The following is a 22,076-nucleotide window of genomic DNA, read 5'->3' as shown; positions in this document are numbered from 1 at the left end:
GCATCCGCGCCCACCCGCGAAACAAGGAGCGTTCTGTGCCCCCTTCGGCGAATCTTCTCCCGTCCGGCCTCCCCCTTGAGGTCTCGCACCCGGACTCCGGCCTCGACGGCTCCTGCTCCTGCGGCTGCCTGGAACCGCCCCTGACCAGCGAGCCGCCGCTCGCCGACGCCGCGCCGCTGACCAGTGAGCCGCCGCTCACCGACGCCGCGCCCCTCACCAGCGAGCCGACCTCCACGGGCACGGCCGCGGGCCTGGACCCGGCCGGGATCTAGGGCGCCGGGTGACCCTGGCCCGGCTCGCCGCCCTGCACGGCGTGGCCACCTCCTACTCCCCGTCCCCGGGCCGCACGGTCCAGGCGTCCGACGCGGCGGTCGTCGCCGCGCTCGCCGCGCTCGACGTCGACGCGCGTACGCCGGACGCGGTGGACGCCGCCCTCGCGGAGCGCGAACGGGCCCTGCGGGAAAGGCTGTTGCCCCCGACCGTGGTCCTCTGGCGCGCGCCGGAGGAGTTACCGGAGGAGATACCGGATCAGGAGTTGCCGAAGGGGGCGGCCGCCCCGGAGTTCCTCCGCGCGCTGCCCGACCGCACCCGCCTCCACCTCCGCACCGAACAGGGCGACACCCTCGCCTGGGACGCCCCGTCGCCGCCCCCGCCCCTTCCGTTGGGCGCCCACCGGCTGCGCGCCACCACCCCGGACGGGGCCGTCGCCGAAGCCCATCTCCTCGTCGCCCCGAGCCGCGCGCCCGAGCCGCGCGCGCGGGCGTACGGATTCCTCGTCCAGCTCTACTCGCTGCTGAGCCGCCGCTCCTGGGGCATGGGGGACCTGGGGGACCTGGCCGAGCTCGCGGCGTGGGCGGGGCGCTCGGTGGGCGCGGGATTCATCCAGGTGAACCCGTTGCACGCGGCCGTGCCCGCGCCGCCCGGCGGCAGCAGCGACCCCTCGCCGTACCGGCCGTCGTCGCGCCGCTTCCCCGACCCCGTACACGTACGGGTGGAGGACGTCCCGGAGTTCGCGCGCCTGCGCGGCGCGGCCCGGCAGCGGGCGGGCGCGCTGCTCGAACGCGCCGACGGGCTGCGGCGATCGGTGCTGCGGGACGGGCGCCTCATCGACCGCGACGCCGTGTGGGCGGCCAAGGCCGAGGCCCTCGAACTGGCCGCGCGGGTCCCGCTCGGGCCCGGCCGCTGCGCCACGTACAGCGACTTCCTCGCCGAGCGCGGCGAGGCCCTGGAGGCGCACGCCACCTGGTGCGCGCTCGCCGAGCGGCACGGACCCGACTGGCACGCCTGGCCCGCGCCCCTGCGCGACCCGGCGAGCCGCGAAACCGCCCGCGCCCGCGGCGAGTTGATGGACCGCGTCGACTTCCACGAGCGCCTCGCCTGGTACGTCGACGAGCAACTGGCCGCGGCGCAGCGGGCCGCGCGCGACGCGGGCATGGGCATCGGGCTCGTCCACGACCTGGCGGTGGGCGTGCATCCGGACGGCGCCGACGCCTGGGCGCAGCAGCGCCACTTCGCGGCGGGCATGTCGGCGGGCGCGCCCCCGGACGCCTTCAACGCGCACGGCCAGGACTGGAATCTGCCCCCGTGGCGGCCCGACCGGCTCGCCGAGTCCGGGTACGCGCCGTTCCGCGAACTCCTGCGCGCGACGCTGCGGCACGCGGGCGCGGTGCGCATCGACCACGTGATGGGCCTGTTCCGCCTGTGGTGGGTGCCCGCGGGCCGCCCGCCCACGGAGGGCACGTACGTGCGGTACGACGCCGAGGCGATGCTCGCCGCGCTCGTCCTGGAGGCGCACCGCGCGGACGCGCTGGTCATCGGCGAGGACCTCGGCACCGTCGAGCCGGGCGTGCGCGACGCGCTGCGCGAGCGGGGCGTGCTCGGGACGTCGGTGCTCTGGTTCGAGCGGGACTGGGCGGGGGCCGAGGGCGAGGGGACGGGCAAGGTGCTGCCGCCCGGGGAGTGGCGTGCGGACTGCCTCGCCACCGCCACCACCCACGACCTGCCGTCCACGGCCGCCCGCGTCACCGGCGAGCACGTCGCGCTCCGCCACGAACTCGGTCTGCTGACCCGTCCGCCCGCCGCCGAGCGCGCCGAGGCCGCCGCGGAGGTGCGTGAGTGGCTGGCGCTCGCCTCCCGGCTCGGCCTGCTGCGCGGCGGCGCCGGGCACGAGGAGGACGAGGTGCGCGCGGTGCACCGGCTGCTGCTCGCGACCCCGGCCCGGCTCGTCGGGGTCTGGCTGCCGGACACGGTCGGCGACCGCCGCCCGCAGAACCTGCCGGGCACCCTGGACGCGTACCCGAACTGGCGCCTGCCCATCGCGGGCGCCGACGGCCGCCCGGTGTCCCTGGAGGACCTGACGGCGTCGCCGCGGCTGCACGCGCTGCTCGACGTCTTCCGGGAGTTCCGCACCGGGCCGTCCCGCCGGGCCTGCGGGGGTCCGGGCGCCGTCCCCTGATGGCACCCCGGGCGCGCGGCCCGCGGAGCCGTTCGCTAGTTTGGCATCGTGGACAAGAAGAACGCCCTGCGCGCCGGTGCCGTTGCCACCGGTACGACGCTGATGATGCTGCTCATGTCGTCCCCCGCGCTCGCGCTCACCCGCGACGACGGCGACGACCCGGCTCCGAAGCTGAGCGTCGCCGAGACGCTCGGTCTGTATGTCGTGGCGCCGATCGTCCTCTTCCTGGTGATCGCGGGTCTGGTCATGGTGGGTGACAAGTCCCGCAAGCAGCAGAAGCAGGGCTGACCCGCCCCCTTCACCGACGCCGAGGGCGCCCCTCGGCGACGTACACGAAGAGCCGTCTCTTGTGTGTACGCCGCCGAGGGGCGCCCTCGCGCGTGTTCAGGCGGGTGCGGCGCCCGCGAGCAGCTTCCTGAGCAGACCGGCGAGCTGAGCCGTCTCCTTCTCGTCGAGCCCCGAGGCGCCGAGCGCCGCGCGCTGTGCCTCCAGGCCGGCCACGACGGCCCGGTCGACGAGCTCGCGCCCCGCATCGGTCAGCGTGACCTGGAGCCCGCGCCGGTCGTTCGGATCCGGTGAGCGGCGCAGCAGGCCCGCCCGCTCCAGCTTGTCCAGGCGCCCCGTCATGCCGCCGGTGGTCAGCATCAGCGTGGCGGAGAGCTGCCGGGGCGAGAGCGTGTACGGCTCGCCGTGCCGGCGCAGTGTGGCGATGACGTCGAACTCGCCCCGGGTGGTGCCGACTTCGCGGTAGGCCTTCTCCACGCGGTCGCCCACCGCGTGCGCCACGCGGTAGACGCGGCCGTAGATCTCCATGGGTGTCGTCTCCAGTTCGGGCCTGACCGAGGCCCACTGCTCGATGATCGCGTCGACGGCGTCGGGGTGCGGTGTGTCCGGGGAGTGCATGGGGGAAGTATCGGCCCCCGCTTTGGATGCTTGCAAGTAAGCAGATTCGGCCTAAGTGAATTTCCGCTAAGTGGGTTGACGTTAAGTAGCTTGCGGCTAAGCTAATCACCATCAAGCTTCCACTCCGGCCTGTCGGGCCGCCGAGAGAGGTGTGCCATGAACCGCGCCGCCACCATCCTGCTCACCGCCTACGCCCCCGTCACCTGGGGTTCCACCTACGCCGTGACCACGGAGTTCCTGCCGGCGGACCGGCCCCTGTTCACGGCCATGATGCGGGCGCTGCCCGCGGGGCTCCTGCTGTTGCTCCTGGCCAGACGGCTGCCGAAGGGGGTGTGGTGGGGCAAGGCCGCGGTCCTCGGCGCGCTGAACATCGGGGCCTTCTTCCCCCTGCTGTTCCTGTCCGCCTACCGCCTGCCCGGGGGCATGGCCGCCGTGGTCGGCTCCGTCGGGCCGCTGTTCGTCGCCGGGCTCTCGGCCCTCGTCCTGAGCGAACGCCCGACCACCCGCACCCTGCTCACCGGGATCGCGGCCGCGCTCGGCGTCAGCCTCGTCGTCCTCAAGGCCACCGGGAGCCTGGACGCGATCGGCGTGCTCGCGGCCGTGGCGTCCACGGCGTCGATGTCCACCGGCACCGTGCTCACCAAGCGCTGGGGGCGCCCCGACGGCGTGGGTCCGCTGGCCCTGACCAGCTGGCAGCTCACCATGGGCGGTCTGCTCATCGCGCCCGTCGCCTTCCTCGTCGAGGGTGCCCCGCCCGCGCTCGACGGCCGGAACGTCGCGGGCTACGTCTATCTGTCCATCGCCGGTACGGCCGTCGCCTACTGGCTGTGGTTCCGCGGCTTCGGCCGCCTCAGCGCCACCCAGGTCAGCCTGCTCGGACCGCTCTCGCCGCTGACCGCGGCGGTCATCGGCTGGGCTGCGCTCGGCCAGTCGCTGACGGCGGTGCAGGTGGCGGGCATGGCGATCGCCTTCGGCGCCACGCTGTTCGGCCAGCTCAAGCCGCGGGAGAAGGCGGAGCGGGCGGGGACGCGGCCGGTGGCCGGGGCGCCCGCAGCCACCGGATCGTTCAGCTCGGCTTCAAAGAACGGTCGGAAAGATTCGATGGACCTGAGCGGTGCGGCGGTGCGACGGTAGCCGGGCAAGCGAACGCGCCCACCGCCCCGGACCCCGGGGAGAGAGCAGAGGGATACCCGTGACGACCGCCCTGGACCGGACCGTCGAGTCGAGCGCGAAGGGCGCGGGGAGCGTGCGGGAAGCGGCGGCGGCCGCCCGGGTCACCCGGGCGGCCGCCGCCGGTGGTCCGTTCGTCGGGCTCGGCCTCGCGCTGCTCGCCACCGTCGTCTGGTCGGGCAGCTTCGTCACCTCCCGCGCCCTCGCCGACAGCGTGCCGCCCGTCCAGCACGCCTTCTGGCGCTGGCTGATCGCCATCGCGGCGGTCGCGCCCTTCGCGCTCCGCGCGACCTGGCGTCAGCGGGCGGTCCTGCGCCGCCACTTCGGCCACCTCCTCGCCGCCTCCTTCCTCGGCGTCACCCTCTACAACACCCTGGTGAACCAGGCGGGCGTGACCACCACCGCGGGCAACATGGGCATGATCATGGCCGCGTCGCCGGTCCTGATGGCCGGTTACGAACGCCTCGGCGGGGCCCGGCTCGGCGCCCGCCGCACCACCGGCATGCTGATCGCCTGCGCCGGGGTGCTGCTCCTGGTCAGCAAGGGCTCCCTCGCCCTCGACCTCGCCCCCGGCGACCTCTGGGTGATCGGCGGCGCGTTCGCCTTTGGCTCCTACAGCGCGCTGCTGCGGCGCAGGCCCCCGGAGCTCGGCGGACTTCCCTTCCTCTTCGCCACGTTCGTGCTCGGCGCGCTGATGCTGCTGCCCGCGTACGCCGTCAGCCTCACGGTCCAGGGCGGCTTCTCGCCTACGGCCGGTACGGTGACGCCGCTGCTCTACGTGGGCGTCGTCTCCTCGGCCGTCGCCTTCTTCGCCTGGAACAAGGCCATCGCCCTGATCGGCGCGGCCCGCGCCGGAGTCGTCTACTACCTCCAGCCCGTGTGCGTGGCGCTGCTGTCCTTCGCCCTGCTCGGCGAGGGCATGAGCGGGCCGCGGGCAGCGTGCATGGGCCTGATCCTCGGCGGAGTCGTGCTCGGCTCGACAGCGGTCCGCGGCCGGTCGCTCAGCTCCTGAATCGGTCGGCGGTACGTTGGCGGCATGAGTGAGTGGGACATCAAGAAGCTGCGGATCCTGCGCGCGCTGCGGGACCACGGCACGGTGACGGCGGCCGCCGGGGCGCTCAGCATGACGCCCTCCGCCGTGTCCCAGCAGCTCTCCAACCTCGCCAGGCAGCTGGATGTCACCCTGCTCGAAGCGCGGGGGCGGCGGGTGCGGCTCACCGACGCGGCGCACCTCGTGCTGCGGCACGCGGAGGCGGTCTTCGCCCAACTGGAGCGGGCCGACGCGGAGTTGGCCGCCCATGTGCGGGGCGACGCGGGGGAGGTGCGGGTCGGGGCGTTCTCCACGGCGGTGCCCGCGCTCGTGGTGCCCGCCGTACGGGCCCTGCGGGAGGCCAGGCCCGGGGTGTCCGTGCGGGTGCGGGAGGCCGAGGCGGCGCAGGCGTACGAGCTGCTCGCCGCGGGGGACGTGGACCTGGCCCTGTCGCTCGCCGCGCAGGCTCCGGCGCGGCGCGACCCCCGCTTCACGGGGGTCACCCTCTGCGCCGATCCGCTGGACGTCGCCCTGCCCGAAGGGCATCCGCTCGCCCGCAAGCGGGGGCTCGGGCTCGCCGACCTCGCCGACGAACCGTGGATCTTCGGGGGGTCGGGGCCCTGGTCGGACATCACGCGGGCCGCGTGCGAGGCGGCGGGGTTCGTGCCGGAGCAGGCGCACAGTGCCGCGGGGTGGACGGCGATCCTGGCGATGGTGGAGGCGGGGATGGGGGTGGCGTTGGTGCCGCGGATGGCTGGGGCCGCCGGGCGTGGGGGTGTGGTGACGCGGGGGCTCGGGGCGGAGCGGCCGCACCGCCATGTCATCGCGGCGACCCGGCGCGGCGCGGGCCCCGCCGTGGCCCACGTCCTGACCGCCCTCCGCGCGGCGGCCCCGGTCTGAGCCCCGGCCCCGGATGCCCCACTCGCCCTGCGGGACGATTGCCCACAGGGGGGCGGTCCCGCCCACCCGCCCCCACCGAAGCAGGAGCAGGTGGGCAGGATCGGGTCAGGCCTTGTCGGCGGCTTGTGCCCGCAGGGCCCGGTCCACGCCCGCGCGGGACTCCGTGATCAGCCGGCGCAGGGCAGGCGTCGGCTCCGCGGAGGCGAGCCACGCGTCGGTGGCGTCGAGGGTCGCCGCGGACACCTGGACCGACGGGTAGAGGCCCACCGCGACCTGCTGCGCCATCTCGTGCGACCGGGACTCCCACACCGCCTTGACGGCACCGAAGTACTTCTCCGCGTACGGCGCGAGCAGCTCCCGCTGCTCGGTCTGCACGAAGCCGGAGATCACCGCCTCCTGCACGGCGTTGGGCAGCGCGTCGGACTCCACCACGGACGCCCAGGCGGCCGCCTTGGCCTCGGGGGTCGGCCGCGCGGCCCGCGCGGCGGCGGCGTGCCGCTCGCCCGCCGCCGTCCGGTCGCGCTCGGCCTCGGCCGCGATGCCCGCCTCGTCGAGGCGGCCCATGGCCGCGAGCCGCCCCACGAACGACCACCGCAGCTCGGTGTCCACGGCCAGGCCCTCGATGGTCTCGGAGCCGTCGAGCAGCCCTTCGAGCAGCGCGAGGTCGGACTCCGTGCGGGCGGTCGCCGCGAACGCCCGCGCCCAGGCGAGCTGGTGGTCGCCGCCGGGCTCGGCCGCGCGCAGGTGCTCAAGGGCCGCCCCGGTCCACCGCGCGAGCAGCGCGTCGCGCCCGGCCGGGTCCGCGTACAGGTCGAGGGCGAGCTTCACCTGCCGGTGCAGGGACTGCACCACGCCGATGTCGGACTCCTTGGCGATGCCGGAGAGCACGAGCGCCAGGTAGTCGCGCGTCGGCAGCTCCGCGTCGCGCGTCATGTCCCAGGCGGACGCCCAGCACAGGGCGCGCGGCAGCGAGGCCTCGAAGTCGCCGAGGTGCTCGGTGACGAAGGCGAGGGACTCGGTGTCGAGGCGGACCTTCGCATACGACAGGTCGTCGTCGTTGAGCAGGACGACCGCCGGGCGGGCCCGGCCGACCAGGGCCTCCACGGCCGTCAGCTCGCCGTCGACGTCCAGCTCCACGCGGTCGGTGCGCACCAGCTTGCCGGAGTCGTCGTCCAGGTCGTACAGGCCGATGGCGATGCGGTGCGGCCGCAGCGTCGGCTCGCCGGTGGCTCCGGCGGGCAGCGCGGGAGCCTCCTGCTTGACGGCGAAGGAGGTGATGACGCCCGCGGAGTCCACGTCCACGACCGGGCGCAGCACGTTGATGCCGGCGGTCTGGAGCCACTTCCGCGACCAGGTCTGCAGATCGCGGCCGCTGGTCTCCTCCAGGGCGCCGAGCAGGTCGCTGAGGCGGGTGTTGCCGAACGCGTGGCGCTTGAAGTACGCCTGCACGCCCTGGAAGAACTCGTCCATGCCGACGTAGGCCACGAGCTGCTTGAGGACCGAGGCGCCCTTGGCGTAGGTGATGCCGTCGAAGTTGACGAGCACGTCGTCGAGGTCGCGGATGTCCGCCATGATCGGGTGCGTGGACGGCAGCTGGTCCTGCCGGTACGCCCAGGTCTTCATGGAGTTCGCGAACGTCGTCCACGAGTGCGGCCAGCGCGAGTCCGGCGCGTACGCCTGGCAGGCGATGGAGGTGTACGTGGCGAACGACTCGTTCAGCCACAGGTCGTTCCACCACTCCATGGTCACGAGGTCGCCGAACCACATGTGGGCCAGCTCGTGCAGGATGGTCTCGGCGCGCACCTCGTACGCGGCGTCCGTCACCTTGGAGCGGAAGACGTACTGGTCGCGGATCGTCACCGCGCCCGCGTTCTCCATCGCGCCCGCGTTGAACTCCGGCACGAAGAGCTGGTCGTACTTCTTGAAGGGGTACGCGTAGTCGAACTTCTCCTGGAACCAGTCGAAGCCCTGCCGCGTCACCTCGAAGATCGCGTCGGCGTCGAGGAACTCGGCGAGCGAGGGCCGGCAGTAGATGCCGAGCGGCACGCTCTGCCCGTCCTTCTCGTACGAGGAGTGCACCGCGTGGTACGGGCCGACGATCAGGGCCGTGATGTACGTGGAGATGCGCGGGGTCGGCTCGAAGGACCAGACGTCGTCCTTCGGCTCGGGCGTCGGCGAGTTGGAGATCACCGTCCAGCCGCTGGGAGCCGTCACGGTGAACCGGAAGGTGGCCTTCAGGTCCGGCTGCTCGAAGGAGGCGAACACGCGGCGCGCGTCCGGCACCTCGAACTGCGTGTACAGATACGCCTGCTGGTCCACCGGGTCGACGAAGCGGTGCAGGCCCTCGCCGGTGTTCGTGTACTCGCAGTCGGCGACGACGCGCAGCTCGTTGCGCCCCTCGCGCAGGTGCCGCAGGGCGATGCGCGAGTCGCGGAAGACCGCGCCGACCTCCAGGGCGTGGCCGTTGAGGACCACCTCGTGGACGGCCGGGGCGATCAGGTCGATGAACGTCTCGGCGTTCGCCTCGGCGCTGTCGAAGCGCACGGTGGTCACCGACCGGTAGGTGCCGCCCTCCTGCGCTCCGGAGAGGTCGAGATCGATCTCGTACGAGTCAACGGTGAGCAGCTTCGCCCGCTGCTGCGCCTCTTCGCGGGTCAGATTGGTGCCGGGCACGCGGTCATCTCCTCAGTGCGACATGCGAAGTTTCTGTGATGTTTCCGGCCATCCTTCCATGCGGCGCCGCGGGGTGCCCCGGCCCATTGTCCTCGGCCCGCCCTGCGGTTAGCATCCGCGCGTCGGCTCAGGCCCCGCAGGCCTCAGCGGGCCCGAGCGGTGGCGGACACGGGCGGAAGCGGGTGTATATGGCACGGGGAGCACGGGGCCGGTTACGCGGGACGTCACTGCGCGCGGTCCTGGCCCCGGCGGCGGCCCTGGCCCTGCTGCTCGCCACGGCGGGCTGCGGCGACTCCGGCGGCGGCGACGGCGGCGGCGCGGCGGACGGCAAGGGCCTGGAGAAGGCCACGATCACCGTCGGCACGATGCCCGTGGCGGACACCGCTCCGCTCCAGCTCGCGATCGCCAAGGGCTTCTTCAAGGCGGAGGGGCTCACGGTCCGCACGACGACGCTCCAAGGCGGCGCCGAGTCGGTCGGCAGGCTGCGCGCGGGCGCCCTCGACATCTCCTTCGGCAACTACGTCTCGTACTTCCTCGCGCACGCCAACAAGGCCCTGGACGTGCGGATCGTCGCCGACGCCTTCGCCCTGGCGCCCAAGACGCACGCGGTGCTGGTGCGCAAGGATTCGCCGGTCAAGAGCCTGAAGGACCTCGAAGGCAAGAAGATCGGCGTCAACACGAAGCGGAACATCAGCTCCTTGCTCGTCCGGAAGGCGGCCGAGGCCGAGGGCGTCGCGTTCGACGAGGACGCCGACTTCGCCGAGGTCGACATGCCGAACATGGAGACCGCCCTGAAGTCGGGCAGCGTCGACGCCGTGCAGGCCGCGGAGCCGTTCGTCAGCGCGATCGAGGAGTCCGGCACCGGTCGCGTCGTCGCCGACCTCGGCAGGCCGCCGACCGCGGGCTTCCCGATCGCGGGGTACGCGACCACGGCGCGGTTCGCCGAGAGGAACAAGAAGACCGTCGAGGCCTTCCAGCGGGCCATGGCCCGCGCCCAGAAGCAGGCCGCCGACCGCTCGACGGTCGTCCGCACGCTCCCCGACTACACCAGGATCACTCCGGACCAGGCCGCCCAGCTCCACCTCGGCGGCTATCCGGTGGCCCTGGACCCGGCGCGGCTGCGCCGGGTGGTGGACCTGATGCGCGAGTTCGGCTATCTGCGGCGGACGCTCGACGTCGAACCGCTGCTCGTGCGCACGGGGCCCTGAGGGCGCCGCGGTGAAGAGGGCGGCGCGCACGGGTCCGGGGTCAGGCCCCGGCGCGCTCGTCACCCGGCGGTGGGGGCGGGCCCTGCTCGGCGCGCTCGGGACCGGCGCGGTCGTGCTCGTCCTCGAACTCCTCGCCCGGACGGGCGTCTTCGACGACGAGGCGCTGCCGCCCGCCACCTCCGTGCTCGCCCGCGCCGCCGAGATGGCCGTCGACGACGGCTTCCTCGGCCACCTCGGCACCACCGTCTCCGCCTGGCTGGGCGGGCTGGGGCTCGCCGTCGCCCTCGCCGTGCCCGCCGGGCTGCTCCTCGGCTCGCTGCCCCGCCTCGACGCCGCGAGCCTCGCCGTCGTCGAGCTGGCCAGGCCCGTGCCGTCCGTCGCGCTCATCCCGCTGGCCATCCTCGTGTTCGCCGAACCGGTGCGGGTCGAGCGGTCCCTCGTCTGCTACGCCGCGCTGTGGCCCATCCTCCTCAACACCCTGTACGGCCTTCGGGACGTCGACCCCGTCGCCAAGGAGACCCTGCGCTCCTTCGGCTTCGGGCCGCTGTCCGTCCTCTGGAGGGTGTCCCTGCCGAGCGCGGGGCCCTTCGTGCTCACCGGGGTGCGGATCGCCGCGTCCGTGGGGCTGATCGTGGCGATCAGCGCGGAGCTGCGGGCCGGGGGCGACGCGGGGCTCGGGGTGTATCTGCTCCAGACGCAGTCCGGGGGCGGGCGGCCGGACCTGATGCTGGCGGGGGCGGTGTGGGCGGGGGCCCTCGGGGCGGCGGTGAACGGGGTACTCGTGGCTGTTGGGCGGGAGGTCTTTCCCCAAACCCGCCCCTACCCGAGAGCCGGGGGCTCCGGATATCGCGCTGCGCGCTCGTCCTCAAACGCCGGACGGGCTGAATAGTGGCCGGCCGGCGTGTTCGACGAGCGGTGCGTTTCCTTCTGCTGCGGGGCTGGCTGCTCGGCCTCCTCCTCGTGGCCTGGGAAGTGGCCGCCCGGCGGGCACAGGACATCTACTTCCCGCCGCCCAGCCGGATCGTGCGTGTCATGGCGAGCGACCCGGGCCTCGGTGAGCTGGGGCGGAGCCTTGAGCTGCTGGTGCTGGGGTGGGGCATCGCCGGGGCCGTGGGGATCGCCGCGGGGGTGGGGATCGGGCTCTCGCGGGTGGCGCACCACCTGCTCGATCCCGTGCTGCAGTTCGGCCGGGCCGTGCCGCCGCCCACGCTCATCCCGTTCTTCATGGTCGTCTTCGGACTCGGCACGTCCATGCAGCTGGCGACCGTCGTGTCCGGCGTCGTGTGGCCGGTGCTCCTCAACACCGTCGACGGCGTGCGGTCCGTCGAGCCGGTGCAGCTGGACTCGGCCCGCGTCTTCGGCCTCGGCCGGGCCGCGCGGCTGCGGTACGTGGTGCTGCCCGCCGCCGCGCCGAAGGTCTTCGCGGGCCTGCGCGTCGCGCTCGGCTTCGCGCTGATCCTCGTGGTCATCGCCGAGCTGATGGGGTCGGGCGACGGGGTCGGCGCCCGGCTCAACGCGGCCGAGCGGGAGTTCCGCCCCGACCGGATGTGGGCGGTGATCCTCCAGCTCGGCGCCGTCGGCTGCGTACTCAACGGGCTCTTCCTCACGGTCGAGCGGAGAGCACTCGCCTGGCACCGGGGCGCCAGGCGCGGGAACACCTAGGGCGTGGGGGCGCCCGCCGCTCCCCGTGCAACCGGTTCACCCGGCGCGGAGGGAACGACCGAAGCGCGTGAGCACTCAATTCACATAGACCACACGGCAGTTGGCTTCACGGGCACAGGGGGACAGGGGATGCTGGACATCACGGGGCTCAGCCATCGCTACGACGACGGTCATCAGGCGGTCGACGGCGTCGAACTCTTCGTGGACCGGGGCGAACTGGTGAGCATCGTCGGCCCCTCGGGGTGCGGCAAGTCCACGCTGCTGCGGTGCGTGGCGGGGCTCCAGCGGCCGAGCGCGGGCCGGATCACGGTCGGGGGCCGGGCCGTCGAGGGCGCCGTACCGGACGACCTGGCGGTCGTCTTCCAGGACTACACGCGCTCGCTCTTCCCCTGGCTGACCGTCCGCGACAACGTGGCCCTCCCGCTGCGCCGCCGCGGCCTCGACCGCGCGGGCCGCCGCGCCCGCGCCCGGGACGCGCTCGCCCAGGTCGGCCTCGCGGACACGGCGGCCAAGTACCCCTGGCAGCTCTCCGGCGGCATGCAGCAGCGCGTCGCCATCGCCCGCGCCCTGGCGTACCGGCCCGCGCTGCTGCTCATGGACGAGCCGTTCGGCTCGGTGGACGCGCAGACCCGGGAGGACCTGGAGGACCTGCTCCTGGCCGTACGGAGCGGGAGCGCGGCGGACGGCGGCGCGGCGGCGCCGGACCGCATGACCATCCTCCTGGTCACCCACGACATCGACGAGAGCGTGTACGTCGGCGACCGCGTCGTCGTCCTCACCGGCGCCCCGGGCCGCGTCCACAGCGAGCTGCGCGTCGAACTGCCCGCGCCGCGCGAGCAGATCGGCACCCGCGGCCTGCCCGAGTTCGTGAAGCTGCGGGCCGAGGTCGGACGGGCGGTGCGACGGCCATGACCGTGGACGTACTGATCGCGGGCGCGGGCATCGGCGGCCTCACCACCGCGCTGAGCCTGCACGCGGCGGGCATCGGCGTACGCGTCGTCGAACCGGTCGACGTGCTGCGGCCCGTCGGCGTCGGCATCAACCTCCTCCCGCACGCCGTGCGGGAGCTGACCGAGCTGGGCCTCGGCGACATGCTCGCCGCGACCGGCGTGCAGACGGCCGAGATGGTCCACTACGACCGGCACGGCAACCGCATCTGGGGCGAGCCGCGCGGGCTCGCGCTCGGCTACCACTGGCCGCAGTACTCCATCCACCGGGGCGCCCTCCAGATGCTGCTGCTCGACGCGGTGCGGCAGCGGCTCGGCGACCGGGCCGTGGTCACCGGCACGGCGTTCGTCCGCTTCATGGAGGACGGCAACGCGCTGCGGGTCGTGCTCCGCGACGTGGCGCGCGGGCGCGAGCACGCCGTGCGGGTGCGGGCCCTCGTCGGCGCCGACGGCCTCTACTCGACGGTCCGCTCCCGCCTCCACCCCGGCGAGGGCCCGCCGCGCTGGAACGGCGTCCGCATGTGGCGCGGCGTCACGGAGTGGCACCCGGTCCTCGGCGGCCGCACGGTCGCCGTCGCGGGCAGCAACGCCCAGGCGAAGCTGGTGGTCTACCCCATCGCGCGGGAGGCGGAGCTGCGCGGCCGCGCCCTGCTCAACTGGGTGGCGGAGGTCCGCTTCCCGCCGGAGCCGGGCGGCGGACCGGGCTCCGCCGACTGGAACCGGGGCGGCCGCCTCTCCGACGTCCTGCCGCACTACGCGGGCTGGCGCATCGGCGACCTCGACGTCCCCGCCCTCTTCGCCGCGACCCGCCGCATCCTGGAGTACCCCATGGTCGACCGGGAGCCGCTGCCCTGGTGGGGCAAGGGGCCCGTCACCCTCCTCGGCGACGCCGCGCACCCCATGTACCCCGTCGGCTCCAACGGCGGCTCCCAGGCCATCCTGGACGCCCGCGTCCTGGCCCGCTGTCTGGCCCTGACGGACCCCGACCGGGCCGCCGGACTGCGGGCGTACGAGGAGATCCGCCGCGAGGCCACCGCCGCCCTGGTCCTCGCCAACCGCGAGATGCCCGCCGACCGCTTCCTGGCCGCGGTCGCCGAGCGCGCCCCGGACGGCTTCGAGCGGGTGCAGGACGTGCTGACCCCGGCGGAGCTCGGCGAACTGGAGGCCGCGTACCGCTGGACGACGGGCACGGACGTGGCGGAGCTCAACGGGAGGGGGTCCTGGGGCCTCGGCTAGAGCCCATCCGGCGGGGCGGCGCGGCCCTTGAGGTCGCGGAGGAGGTGCGCCAACGCGGCCCGGCCCGTGGTGAGTTCGACGGCGGGGTCGTCGCTCTCCCGGAGCCGGATCGCGCCGGGGGCGGCGGCCACCTCCACGCAGGCGTCGCCGTCACTGCCGTCGGAGAAGCTGGACTTCTGCCAGTGCGTCGTCCCGGTCATGCCGATGCCTCACAGTTCCTTCGCCACGCGGTGGATGAACTCCCGCGACGGCACCGGGGCGAGCGACGCCGTCTCCACCATCCGGAGCAGGGTCCGCAGCCGCCGCAACTGGACGTCGGCGTCGATCTGCCGCTTGTTGACCGGCGCGTCGCGGATCCCGGTGTCGAGCCGGGGCACCGGCCCTCCGCAGTACATCATCGAGGCCCCGGCACCGGCGAAGCCGTCCTGGTCGACGGGGATCACCCGGACGCTGACGCCGGGCAGCTCGGACAGGTCGAGCAGTTGCAGGAGCTGGGCGCGGGCGACCCGGCGATCGGCCACCCGCACGCGCAGGGCGAACTCGTGCACCACGGCCCCGTACGGCGTGGGCGCCGCGCCCTCGATGGCCGCCCGCCGCCGCATCCGGTGCTCCACCCGCGGTTCCAGGGCGCTCACCGGCAGTTCGGGGTTCATGTACGCGAAGACCGCGCGGGCGTAGTCCGGGGTCTGGAACAGGCCCGGCACGTGGGTGATGACGACCTCGCGCAGGAACGTGGCGTGGTGCTCCAGCTCGGCGAGGTCCCCGAACGCCCGCGGCAGTACGCTCTGGTACTCCTCCCACCAGCCCTGGGTCCGGTCCGTGGCCATGGCCACCAGGGCCTCGACCAGGCCGCTGTCCGCGCAGCCGTAGTTGGCCGCGAGCCGGCGGACCCGCTCCTCGCTCACGCCCGCGACCCCGGCCTCGATCTGGCTCATCTGGACGGAGCTGGCCCCCAGCAGGGCCGCCGCCTCGGTCGCCTTGAGCCCGGCCGCGTCCCGCATCCTGCGCAGCTCGACCCCCAGGCGCACCTGCCGCGCGCTGGGGTTCCGCCTCGTCGCCATGGCCGGCTCCTTGGTCCAACTCGCCCTGCGGGCTTCCTCGTTCGGGTGTCAGATTACGTGTACGGCTTGCAAGGTCATAATTTTCAGGCCTACCGTCAGTGATGAGTCGCTCACGCTGCGAGATGGCGGGAGTTCCGGAGGCGAATCGTCCCCTCACGCCACGACGGGGTGATCCGTAGCCGCCCGGCATCCGTTGCGCGATGCAACTCCTCAGACTCTAAAGGGAGTTCATGTATGTCAGAGGACGGCAGCAAACCTGAACCCTTTCCCGGGGTCGAGCCCTGGGAGTACACCCTCCAGATCCCGCGCGAACTCTGCGCGGTCACTGTGTGTCGCCATACGCTCCGTGCGATCCTCTCCGTGCACGGCCTCGGCGGCGTCGTCGACGTGGCGGAACTCCTGGCGACCGAACTGGTCTCCAACGCCGTGCGCCACACCAAGGGCCCCGTCTCCTTCCGCCTCCTGTGGGCCGACGGAGTCCTGCGCATCGGCGCCTGGGACGCCGACCCGACGCCCCCCGCCCCGACCTCCCGCCCGGCCCCCCTCGACCAGGAGGACGGCCGGGGCCTCGACCTGATCCGCTGCTGCTCCGACACCTGGGGCTGGCACCCGCTGCCGAAGGAGGGCGACTCCGGCAAGTACGTGTGGTGCGAACTCGGCGCCGCCGCCTAGCGCGCACCCCGGCCCGCCGTCGCCACCACCCCCAGGGCCAGGGCCGCGAGGCCGCCGCCCAGCCACAGGACGTCCGTCGCGCCCAGGCCGTCGGCGACGCGGCCGCCGAGCAGGGCGCCCAGCGCGATCGCCACGTTGAAGATCCCGGCGAAGAGCGCGGACGCGGCCTCGCGGGCCTGGGGGGCGGCGGCCATGACCCAGTTCTGGGAGGAGACGGAGACGCCGCCGTAGGCGAGGCCCCAGGCGACAAGGAGGGCGACCGTCACCGGCAGGGACGAGCCCGCGGGGACCAGGAGCAGCACCACGGCCGCGAGGGCCGCGGAGATCAGCAGCAGGGCGCGGCGCGGATCGCGGGCCGCGAAGGTGCCGCCCAGGAAGTTCCCCGCGATCCCCGCGACGCCGTAGCTCAGGAGCAGGCCGCTGACCAGGCCCGCGCCCACGTCCGGCACCCGCTCAAGGACCGGACGGACGTAGGTGTACGCGGCGAAGTGGCCGACGACCAGGAGCGCCACCGCGATCAGGCCGACGCGAAGGCGCGGCAGGCGCAACAGGGCGGGGAAGGCGCCGAGGCGCACCGGCTCGCTCGGCGGCAGGGCCGGGAGCACCACGGCCAGCAGCGCGGCCACGCCGAGGCCGAGCGCGGCCACCGCGCCGAACGCCCAGCGCCAGCTGGCGAGCTCCCCGAGGAAGGTGCCGGCGGGCACGCCGAGGACCGACGCCACGGCTATGCCGCTGAAGATCACGGCGGTGGCCCGGCCCACGGACTCGGCCCGCACCAGGCGCACCGCGAGCGAGGCCGCGACGGCCCACACGCCGCCGATGCACAGGCCGACCACGATCCGCGCGGCGAGCAGGACCGCGAAGGACGGCGCCAGGGCCGAAAGCAGGTTCGCCGCGCCGAGCAGGAGCATCAGGCCGCACAGGACGGCCCGGCGGTCCGCGCCGCGCACCGCGACCGGAAGCAGCAGCGCGGCAAGCGCCGCGACGACACCGGGCAGGGTGACGGTCAGGCCCGCCGTGCCGTCGGAGACGCCGAGGCCCGAGGCGAGCGAGGTGAGCAGGCCGACGGGCAGCATCTCCGTCGTCACGACGGAGAAGGTGGCGGCCGCGACGGCGACGACGGACAGCGGAAGGGCTCGCTGCCGCGCGTCCACGTGGGGGGTCTGGGCCGGGGTTTCAGTGGGGGTTTCCACGGGCGTTTCCATGGGCACCAGCCAACGCCCGGCCGGTGACCGGGAACAACGCCGAAGATCTCATCCTTGAATGAGCGGGACTAATCGATCCCGGATCGATCGGGCGTGGGCGGGAGCTGGCGGCAGTGGGCGGAGTGGAGATACGGGAGCTGGAGTGCTTCCTCGTGCTGGCCGACGAGCTGCACTTCGGACGGGCGGGGGCTCGGCTGTATGTCTCACAGGGCCGGGTCAGCCAGCTGCTCGCCGCGCTGGAGCAGCGGATCGGCGCCCGGCTCGTGGAGCGTACTAGCCGCCGGGTGCGGCTGACCCCGCTCGGCGAGCGATTCCGGGCGGAACTGAGTCCCGCCTACGCGGAGTTGGCCGCGGTCGTCGACCGGGCGAAGGAGGCCGCGCGCGGGGTCGAGGGCCGCCTTCGCATCGGCTTCCAGGGCACGGCGGACGCCCGGCTCATGGAGGCCATCACCACCTTCCGGAAGCGGCATCCGGCCTGCGTCACGGAGATCGCGGAGGTGCCCTTCGCGGACCCGTTCGGAGCGGTGCGCCAGGGCGAGGTGGACGCGGCGATCGTGCTCCTGCCGGTGGCCGAGCCGGACCTCGTCCTCGGCCCGCTCTTCTCCCGGCAGCAGCAGACGGTCGCCGTGTCGGTACGGCACCCCTTCGCGGGGCGCGAGCGGCTCGCCGCCGCCGAGCTGGGCGGCATGCCCCTCATCGCGGCCGGTCCGCCCGCCCCCGCCTACTGGCGCGAGGCCCACGCGCCCTCGGCCCTGCCCGCCCCCGCCGTCCGGACCCTCCAGGAGGGCCTCACCCTCGTCGCCGCCGACCAGGGCGCGATGCTGCTGTGCCGGCCCACGGCCGCGTACCACGGCCGTGAGGACGTCGTCTTCGTACCGGTGGACGGGGTGCCCGACTCGGTGCTCGGCATGGTCTGGCACCGGGACGGCGAGACGGAGCGGGTGCGGGCGTTCGCCAGGGCGGTGGCCGCGGCCACCGTCCCGGCGGCCGCGGCGTGACCCCTCCGGTCGGCTACGCGCCCTCGGGGCGGTGCACCACGAACTGCAGGCAGCCGTGCTCCACGGCACGGACGTGCACCTGGGTGACCTCGGGGTCGGCGAACGCCTCCTCGAAGGCCGCGTCGAAGCCCGCGGTCGTGTCCTCGGGGATCTCCAGGAGGCGGCCGCCGACGATGCGGCCGCGGGCGTCGTAGCGGCGCAGCGTCCGCAGCGCCCCGGCGCGCGCGAACGGGTAGAGGTCGGCTTCCACCGGGCCCGCGCACGGGTCCGCGTGGATGAACACGGGGCCCTGCTCGTCGTACGCGCCCGGCTGGGCGCCGGTCCGTGCCGCCCAGCGGCGGAGCGGGGCGTACGCGACCAGGGCGACGCGGTCGCCCGCGGGGATCGGGCGCAGGCAGCAGCGCAGCGGGGAGCCGCCCTCCTCGTCCACGTACGGGACGCAGGGGCGGCCCGCGTCGTCCCGCTCGCGCAGCTGCGCCAGCGCCTTCGGCTCGATGGGGCGCGGTGTGTACTGGGTGCTCATGCCCCCCACCCTCGCCCCCTCGCCCCACCCCACGCTGGCACCTTTCGGACACCGACCTCAGCGCCGAGCCCGTCCGGCGATTGAGGACAAGCGCGCCAGCGCGGGGGTGGTGACGGTCAGGACTCCTGGGCCACGAGCTCGGCGATCTGTACGGCGTTGAGCGCAGCGCCCTTGCGGAGGTTGTCGTCGGAGATGAAGAACGCGAGCCCGTTCTCGACGGTCTCGTCGCGGCGGACGCGGCCGACGAAGGACTCGTCGCGCCCCGCCGCACCCAGCGGCGTGGGAACGTCGGTCACGACGACCCCCTCCGCGCCGGAGAGGATCTCGATGGCGCGCTCGGGGCTGATCGGCCGCTCGAAGCGGGCGTTGACCTGGAGGGAGTGGCCGGTGAAGACGGGCACGCGGACGCAGGTGCCGGAGACCTTGAGGCCGGGGATCTCCAGGATCTTGCGGGACTCGTGGCGGAGCTTCTGCTCCTCGTCGGTCTCGTTCAGACCGTCGTCGACGATGGAGCCCGCCATCGGCAGGACGTTGTACGCGATGGGGGCGACGTACTTGTCGGGCGCGGGGAAGTCCACGGCCGAGCCGTCGTGGGCGAGCTTCGGGGCGTCGGCGCCGACCTTCTCGATCTGCCCGTACAGCTCCTCGACGCCCGCGACCCCGGAGCCGGAGACCGCCTGGTAGGTGGCGACGACCAGCGAGGTGAGCCCGGCCTCCAGGTGCAGCGGCTTGAGGACGGGCATCGCGGCCATGGTGGTGCAGTTCGGGTTGGCGATGATGCCCTTGGGGCGGTCGGCGATCGCGTGCGGGTTCACCTCGGAGACGACGAGCGGCACCTCGGGGTGGCGGCGCCAGGCCGAGGAGTTGTCGATCACGACGGCGCCCTGCGAGGCGACCTTCTCGGCGAGGGCCTTGGAGGTGGTGCCTCCGGCCGAGAACAGCACGATGTCGAGGCCGGTGTAGTCGGCGGTCGAGGCGTCCTCGACGGTCACGCCGTCGACGACGGTCCCGGCAGAGCGGGCCGAGGCGAACAGGCGCAGCTCGTCGACCGGGAACTTCCGCTCGATCAGGATCTTGCGCATGACCGTGCCGACCTGACCGGTGGCTCCGACGATTCCGACCTTCACGGCTACTCCCTAAAAGTTCTGGCACGTGCCTCGGCTGGCTTTCAGCCTTCCCATCATGCGGGGGACACCGGGGCGCCTGTCCAATTCATTGAGGTCTCAATCGTGCGGTGGGGCGGCGCTGACCAGCAGGTGAGACGCCGCCCCCGGCCCCGCCGGGCGCTCAGCCCCGGTGCTCGATGCCCCAGCGGCCGCTCGTCCTGATCTGCAAATAGCCCCCGGGGAGCAGCTGGAGGCCCGCCGCGGTGCTGATCCGCCGCACCGGCGCGAGGCGCTCGTCGAGCTCCCAGACCACCAGGAGGTCGATCAGACCCCGGCCCTCGTGCGTGAGCATCATCTCGGTCTCGGACTCGGTGTGACGTACGACTCCATAGCCCTGCCCGTCGACGCGCCCGCCCTTGCCGAGGGCGGGCGCGCTCGCGGCCGGGGCCGGTTCGATCCGCCACGCCGTGTGGTCGCCCGCGCTGACCAGGACGTACGCGTGGCCCGCGGGGGAGACCCACAGCGGCCCGGTGACGGGCCTGCGGCGCCCCGAGGTGTCGGCGGAGATCACCGTGCGACCGTGCGCCTGGACGGTACGGGTGCTCAGGGGGTCGTCGTCGGAGCCGGTGCGGGCGAGGCCGAGTAGCGCGGGCGGCCCGTCGTAGCGGAACACCGCGCTGCCCGTGCCCTCGGCGGGTCCTGTCAGTGGCGGCGTCTGTTCGACGGGCAGCAGCCGCAGGTTCCAGTCGCCCGTGCCCTCCAGCTTGAGGCGCAGCTGTGCGGCACCGTCGCGGAAGATCAGGGTCCGGCCGTGCTCGCCGTTGTTCTGCCCGCTGAGGAACTGCTCCTCGTCGTCGTACTCGTCGAGCAGTTTCGCCTCGTAGCCGAGGAACGAGTCCTCGCCCGTGATCGCGTAGTCGAGCAGCGCCGGGCGGCCGGGGGTCGGGTTGACCAGCGTGACCGTGGCCCGGCCGCGCCCGCTGTACACGCCGCTCGCCCGCGCGGCCACCTGGTCGACGACCGGGAGCGGGCGCGCGCTGAGCTGCCAGGGCCCTTCGGCCTCCAGGGCGAGCAGCAGCGGGCCGTCGGTGAGCGGCACGGTCTGGCGCAGCCGGTCGGTGTCGTTGACGAGCAGGTCGTAGTCGTCGAGGTCGCGCAGCCTGGTGGCGTCGTAGCTCTTCAGACCGATGTAGCCGCCGCCGTCCTCGTCGCCCGCGAAGTCCACGTCGAGGTCGGCGGCCGTGCCGTGGTGCGCGAGCACGTCGGGGCCGTAGCCCTGGAGCGCGCCGGGGCCGAGCGGGCGCGCCGCCGACAGCGGCAGGACCCGTACGCCCCACTCGCCGTCGGCCTCCACGCGCAGGCGCAGCGGGCGGCCCTGCGGGACCTTGGCGAGCACGCGGCCCCGGAAGTCGTCCAGGGTGCTGTTGAAGAGGTACTCGTCCTCCTTGTTGCGGCGGTCGAGCGTGGTCAGGCCGAAGTAGCCGTCGCCGCGCTGCCACGCCTCGACGAGGACCGCGGCGCCGGGCGGCAGCGGCGCGTCGACGCTGACGACGCCGTTGCCGCGGCCCTGCTGGGCGAAGGGGTGGAACTCGGGGCCCAGGGCCGGGGGCGCGGCGGGCGCGGGTCCGGGCACGGCGGGGCTGTACTGCGGCTGCGGAGCCGGTATCGCAGCCGGAGCGGGAGCCGGAGCCGGGGCCGGGGCCGGGGCCGGCTGGTCCACCGCGATGCCGAAGTCCGTCGCGAGGCCCGCGAGTCCTGACGCGTAGCCCTGCCCGACCGCCCGGAACTTCCAGGCCCCGTCGCGCCGGTAGAACTCGCCGAGCACGAACGCCGTCTCGGTGCTCGCGTCGGTGACGGCGTAGTGCGCGACGACGCCACCGTCACCGGTCATGGCCTGGACGTACAGGCCGGGCACCGCGCCGAACGTGCCGCCGTCGCAGGACCCGGCCACCAGGACCCGCTGGACGTCCGGCTCGATCCGCGACAGGTCGATCTCCAGCCACTCGGCGAGCTGCCCGCCGCCCTCGGCCGTGCCCGCGTGCCGCACCGCGCCCGAGGGGTGCGCGGGCTGGTTGTAGAAGACGAGGTCGGCGTCGCCCCGGACCGTGCCGCGCGCGTCGAGGAGCAGCGCGGAGGCGTCGACGACGGGCGCCCCGGGCACCTGGAGGCGGCAGACCGCGACCCGCAACGGGGCCACCGGGACAGGGGTGTTGGCCCCCTTGGAGATGTGCGTCATGGGGCTCATCGTGTCAGTGGGGATGGTGTGAAGTCGATGAGGAGAAGTGGTGGAGGAGGTTCCGGATGCATCACCCCTGCCAGGCCGTGGA

Annotated in this window: 21 protein-coding genes; 13 read left to right on the top strand and 8 right to left on the bottom strand. The window is 74.0% G+C overall.

All coding sequences use genetic code 11. The features are described 5' to 3' along the window. Nucleotides 1-35 precede the first annotated feature (35 nt). From CP982_RS16090 to CP982_RS16080, 3 genes are read left to right on the top strand one after another with little or no spacing between them, the layout of a single operon-like run. Nucleotides 36-272, top strand: a complete 237-nt coding sequence (locus CP982_RS16090) for a hypothetical protein (RefSeq protein ID WP_150511176.1) — start codon at nt 36-38, stop codon at nt 270-272. A gap of 8 nt (nt 273-280) precedes the next feature. Beyond that, entirely contained in the window at nt 281-2,455 is a 2,175-nt protein-coding gene (gene malQ / locus CP982_RS16085) for a 4-alpha-glucanotransferase (protein ID WP_150511175.1), read from the top strand. A gap of 48 nt (nt 2,456-2,503) precedes the next feature. Then, entirely contained in the window at nt 2,504-2,743 is a 240-nt protein-coding gene (locus tag CP982_RS16080; protein WP_150511174.1) for a hypothetical protein, read from the top strand. 96 nt (nt 2,744-2,839) lie between these two features. Here CP982_RS16080 and CP982_RS16075 read toward each other — a convergent pair whose 3' ends face one another. Then, nucleotides 2,840-3,358, bottom strand: a complete 519-nt coding sequence (locus tag CP982_RS16075) for a MarR family winged helix-turn-helix transcriptional regulator (protein ID WP_150511173.1) — start codon at nt 3,356-3,358, stop codon at nt 2,840-2,842. 156 nt (nt 3,359-3,514) lie between these two features. On the opposite strand from CP982_RS16075, the gene CP982_RS16070 reads away from it, so the two are divergent. From CP982_RS16070 to CP982_RS16060, 3 genes are read left to right on the top strand one after another with little or no spacing between them, the layout of a single operon-like run. Continuing rightward, on the top strand, nt 3,515-4,492 hold the full coding sequence (locus CP982_RS16070) for an EamA family transporter (RefSeq protein ID WP_150511172.1): 978 nt from the start codon (nt 3,515-3,517) through the stop codon (nt 4,490-4,492). A gap of 58 nt (nt 4,493-4,550) precedes the next feature. Beyond that, nucleotides 4,551-5,540, top strand: coding sequence for a DMT family transporter (locus tag CP982_RS16065; RefSeq protein ID WP_372503364.1), 990 nt, complete (start codon nt 4,551-4,553; stop codon nt 5,538-5,540). Nucleotides 5,541-5,564: 24 nt separating this feature from the next. Next, on the top strand, nt 5,565-6,458 hold the full coding sequence (locus CP982_RS16060; protein ID WP_150511171.1) for a LysR family transcriptional regulator: 894 nt from the start codon (nt 5,565-5,567) through the stop codon (nt 6,456-6,458). A 105-nt stretch (nt 6,459-6,563) separates the two neighbouring features. Here the strand turns inward: CP982_RS16060 and pepN are convergent, their stop codons facing one another. Further along, on the bottom strand, nt 6,564-9,131 hold the full coding sequence (gene pepN, locus CP982_RS16055) for an aminopeptidase N (RefSeq protein ID WP_150511170.1): 2,568 nt from the start codon (nt 9,129-9,131) through the stop codon (nt 6,564-6,566). A 188-nt stretch (nt 9,132-9,319) separates the two neighbouring features. On the opposite strand from pepN, the gene CP982_RS16050 reads away from it, so the two are divergent. The 5 genes from CP982_RS16050 to CP982_RS16030 all read left to right on the top strand — a co-directional run bounded on the left by CP982_RS16050 (nt 9,320) and on the right by CP982_RS16030 (nt 14,184). After that, complete coding sequence (locus CP982_RS16050; RefSeq protein ID WP_170316438.1) at nt 9,320-10,339, top strand: ABC transporter substrate-binding protein; 1,020 nt, start codon at nt 9,320-9,322, stop codon at nt 10,337-10,339. Nucleotides 10,340-10,349: 10 nt separating this feature from the next. Further along, on the top strand, nt 10,350-11,228 hold the full coding sequence (locus CP982_RS16045; RefSeq protein WP_212669188.1) for an ABC transporter permease: 879 nt from the start codon (nt 10,350-10,352) through the stop codon (nt 11,226-11,228). Nucleotides 11,229-11,254: 26 nt separating this feature from the next. Next, nucleotides 11,255-12,001: an ABC transporter permease gene (locus tag CP982_RS16040; RefSeq protein WP_150511168.1), complete on the top strand. Its 747-nt coding sequence runs from the start codon at nt 11,255-11,257 to the stop codon at nt 11,999-12,001. Nucleotides 12,002-12,130: 129 nt separating this feature from the next. After that, the gene (locus CP982_RS16035; protein ID WP_150511167.1) at nt 12,131-12,913 is read left to right on the top strand and encodes an ABC transporter ATP-binding protein; all 783 of its coding nucleotides are present in this window, start codon (nt 12,131-12,133) and stop codon (nt 12,911-12,913) included. Continuing rightward, nucleotides 12,910-14,184 (top strand): flavin-dependent oxidoreductase, encoded by a 1,275-nt coding sequence (locus tag CP982_RS16030; protein WP_150511166.1) that lies wholly within the window; start codon nt 12,910-12,912, stop codon nt 14,182-14,184. The genes CP982_RS16035 and CP982_RS16030 overlap by 4 nt, the downstream gene beginning before the upstream one ends. On the opposite strand, the gene CP982_RS16025 is transcribed toward CP982_RS16030, so the two are convergent. Both CP982_RS16025 and CP982_RS16020 read right to left on the bottom strand, forming a co-directional pair. After that, a complete protein-coding gene (locus tag CP982_RS16025) occupies nt 14,181-14,384 on the bottom strand; it encodes a DUF397 domain-containing protein (protein ID WP_150511165.1) in 204 nt (67 codons plus the stop codon). The two genes, CP982_RS16030 and CP982_RS16025, sit on opposite strands and share 4 nt — an antisense overlap. A gap of 9 nt (nt 14,385-14,393) precedes the next feature. Continuing rightward, a complete protein-coding gene (locus tag CP982_RS16020) occupies nt 14,394-15,245 on the bottom strand; it encodes a helix-turn-helix domain-containing protein (protein WP_150511164.1) in 852 nt (283 codons plus the stop codon). 234 nt (nt 15,246-15,479) lie between these two features. Between CP982_RS16020 and CP982_RS16015 the strand changes: the two genes are divergently transcribed. Beyond that, nucleotides 15,480-15,917: an ATP-binding protein gene (locus tag CP982_RS16015; protein ID WP_150511163.1), complete on the top strand. Its 438-nt coding sequence runs from the start codon at nt 15,480-15,482 to the stop codon at nt 15,915-15,917. Here CP982_RS16015 and CP982_RS16010 read toward each other — a convergent pair. Beyond that, nucleotides 15,914-17,122, bottom strand: coding sequence for an MFS transporter (locus CP982_RS16010; RefSeq protein ID WP_150511162.1), 1,209 nt, complete (start codon nt 17,120-17,122; stop codon nt 15,914-15,916). The two genes, CP982_RS16015 and CP982_RS16010, sit on opposite strands and share 4 nt — an antisense overlap. A 113-nt stretch (nt 17,123-17,235) precedes the next feature. Here CP982_RS16010 and CP982_RS16005 point away from each other — a divergent pair, with 113 nt between their 5' ends. Then, nucleotides 17,236-18,120 carry a LysR family transcriptional regulator gene (locus CP982_RS16005; RefSeq protein ID WP_150511161.1) on the top strand — a complete coding sequence of 295 codons (885 nt, stop codon included), beginning with the start codon at nt 17,236-17,238 and terminating at the stop codon, nt 18,118-18,120. Between the two features lie 13 nt (nt 18,121-18,133). On the opposite strand, the gene CP982_RS16000 is transcribed toward CP982_RS16005, so the two are convergent. The 3 genes from CP982_RS16000 to CP982_RS42960 all read right to left on the bottom strand — a co-directional run bounded on the left by CP982_RS16000 (nt 18,134) and on the right by CP982_RS42960 (nt 21,985). Next, the gene (locus CP982_RS16000) at nt 18,134-18,643 is read right to left on the bottom strand and encodes a DUF1203 domain-containing protein (RefSeq protein WP_150511160.1); all 510 of its coding nucleotides are present in this window, start codon (nt 18,641-18,643) and stop codon (nt 18,134-18,136) included. Between the two features lie 116 nt (nt 18,644-18,759). Then, the gene (locus tag CP982_RS15995) at nt 18,760-19,770 is read right to left on the bottom strand and encodes an aspartate-semialdehyde dehydrogenase (RefSeq protein WP_150511159.1); all 1,011 of its coding nucleotides are present in this window, start codon (nt 19,768-19,770) and stop codon (nt 18,760-18,762) included. A gap of 160 nt (nt 19,771-19,930) precedes the next feature. Beyond that, the gene (locus tag CP982_RS42960; RefSeq protein WP_268255512.1) at nt 19,931-21,985 is read right to left on the bottom strand and encodes a TerD family protein; all 2,055 of its coding nucleotides are present in this window, start codon (nt 21,983-21,985) and stop codon (nt 19,931-19,933) included. Between the last annotated feature and the right edge of the window lie 91 nt (nt 21,986-22,076).

The organism is Streptomyces spectabilis (genome assembly GCF_008704795.1).
Lineage (GTDB): Bacteria > Actinomycetota > Actinomycetes > Streptomycetales > Streptomycetaceae > Streptomyces > Streptomyces spectabilis.
This window is presented reverse-complemented; position numbering and strand designations above follow the sequence as displayed.

Coding starts and splice junctions, on each gene's coding strand:
- CP982_RS16035 (WP_150511167.1), top strand. CDS start 12,131: ATGCTGGACATCACGGGGCTCAGCCATCGCTACGACGACGGTCATCAG.
- CP982_RS16050 (WP_170316438.1), top strand. CDS start 9,320: ATGGCACGGGGAGCACGGGGCCGGTTACGCGGGACGTCACTGCGCGCG.
- CP982_RS16025 (WP_150511165.1), bottom strand. CDS start 14,384: ATGACCGGGACGACGCACTGGCAGAAGTCCAGCTTCTCCGACGGCAGT.
- CP982_RS16010 (WP_150511162.1), bottom strand. CDS start 17,122: ATGGAAACGCCCGTGGAAACCCCCACTGAAACCCCGGCCCAGACCCCC.
- CP982_RS16075 (WP_150511173.1), bottom strand. CDS start 3,358: ATGCACTCCCCGGACACACCGCACCCCGACGCCGTCGACGCGATCATC.
- CP982_RS16015 (WP_150511163.1), top strand. CDS start 15,480: ATGTCAGAGGACGGCAGCAAACCTGAACCCTTTCCCGGGGTCGAGCCC.
- CP982_RS42960 (WP_268255512.1), bottom strand. CDS start 21,985: ATGACGCACATCTCCAAGGGGGCCAACACCCCTGTCCCGGTGGCCCCG.
- CP982_RS16020 (WP_150511164.1), bottom strand. CDS start 15,245: ATGGCGACGAGGCGGAACCCCAGCGCGCGGCAGGTGCGCCTGGGGGTC.
- CP982_RS16030 (WP_150511166.1), top strand. CDS start 12,910: ATGACCGTGGACGTACTGATCGCGGGCGCGGGCATCGGCGGCCTCACC.
- CP982_RS16000 (WP_150511160.1), bottom strand. CDS start 18,643: ATGAGCACCCAGTACACACCGCGCCCCATCGAGCCGAAGGCGCTGGCG.
- CP982_RS16060 (WP_150511171.1), top strand. CDS start 5,565: ATGAGTGAGTGGGACATCAAGAAGCTGCGGATCCTGCGCGCGCTGCGG.
- CP982_RS16070 (WP_150511172.1), top strand. CDS start 3,515: ATGAACCGCGCCGCCACCATCCTGCTCACCGCCTACGCCCCCGTCACC.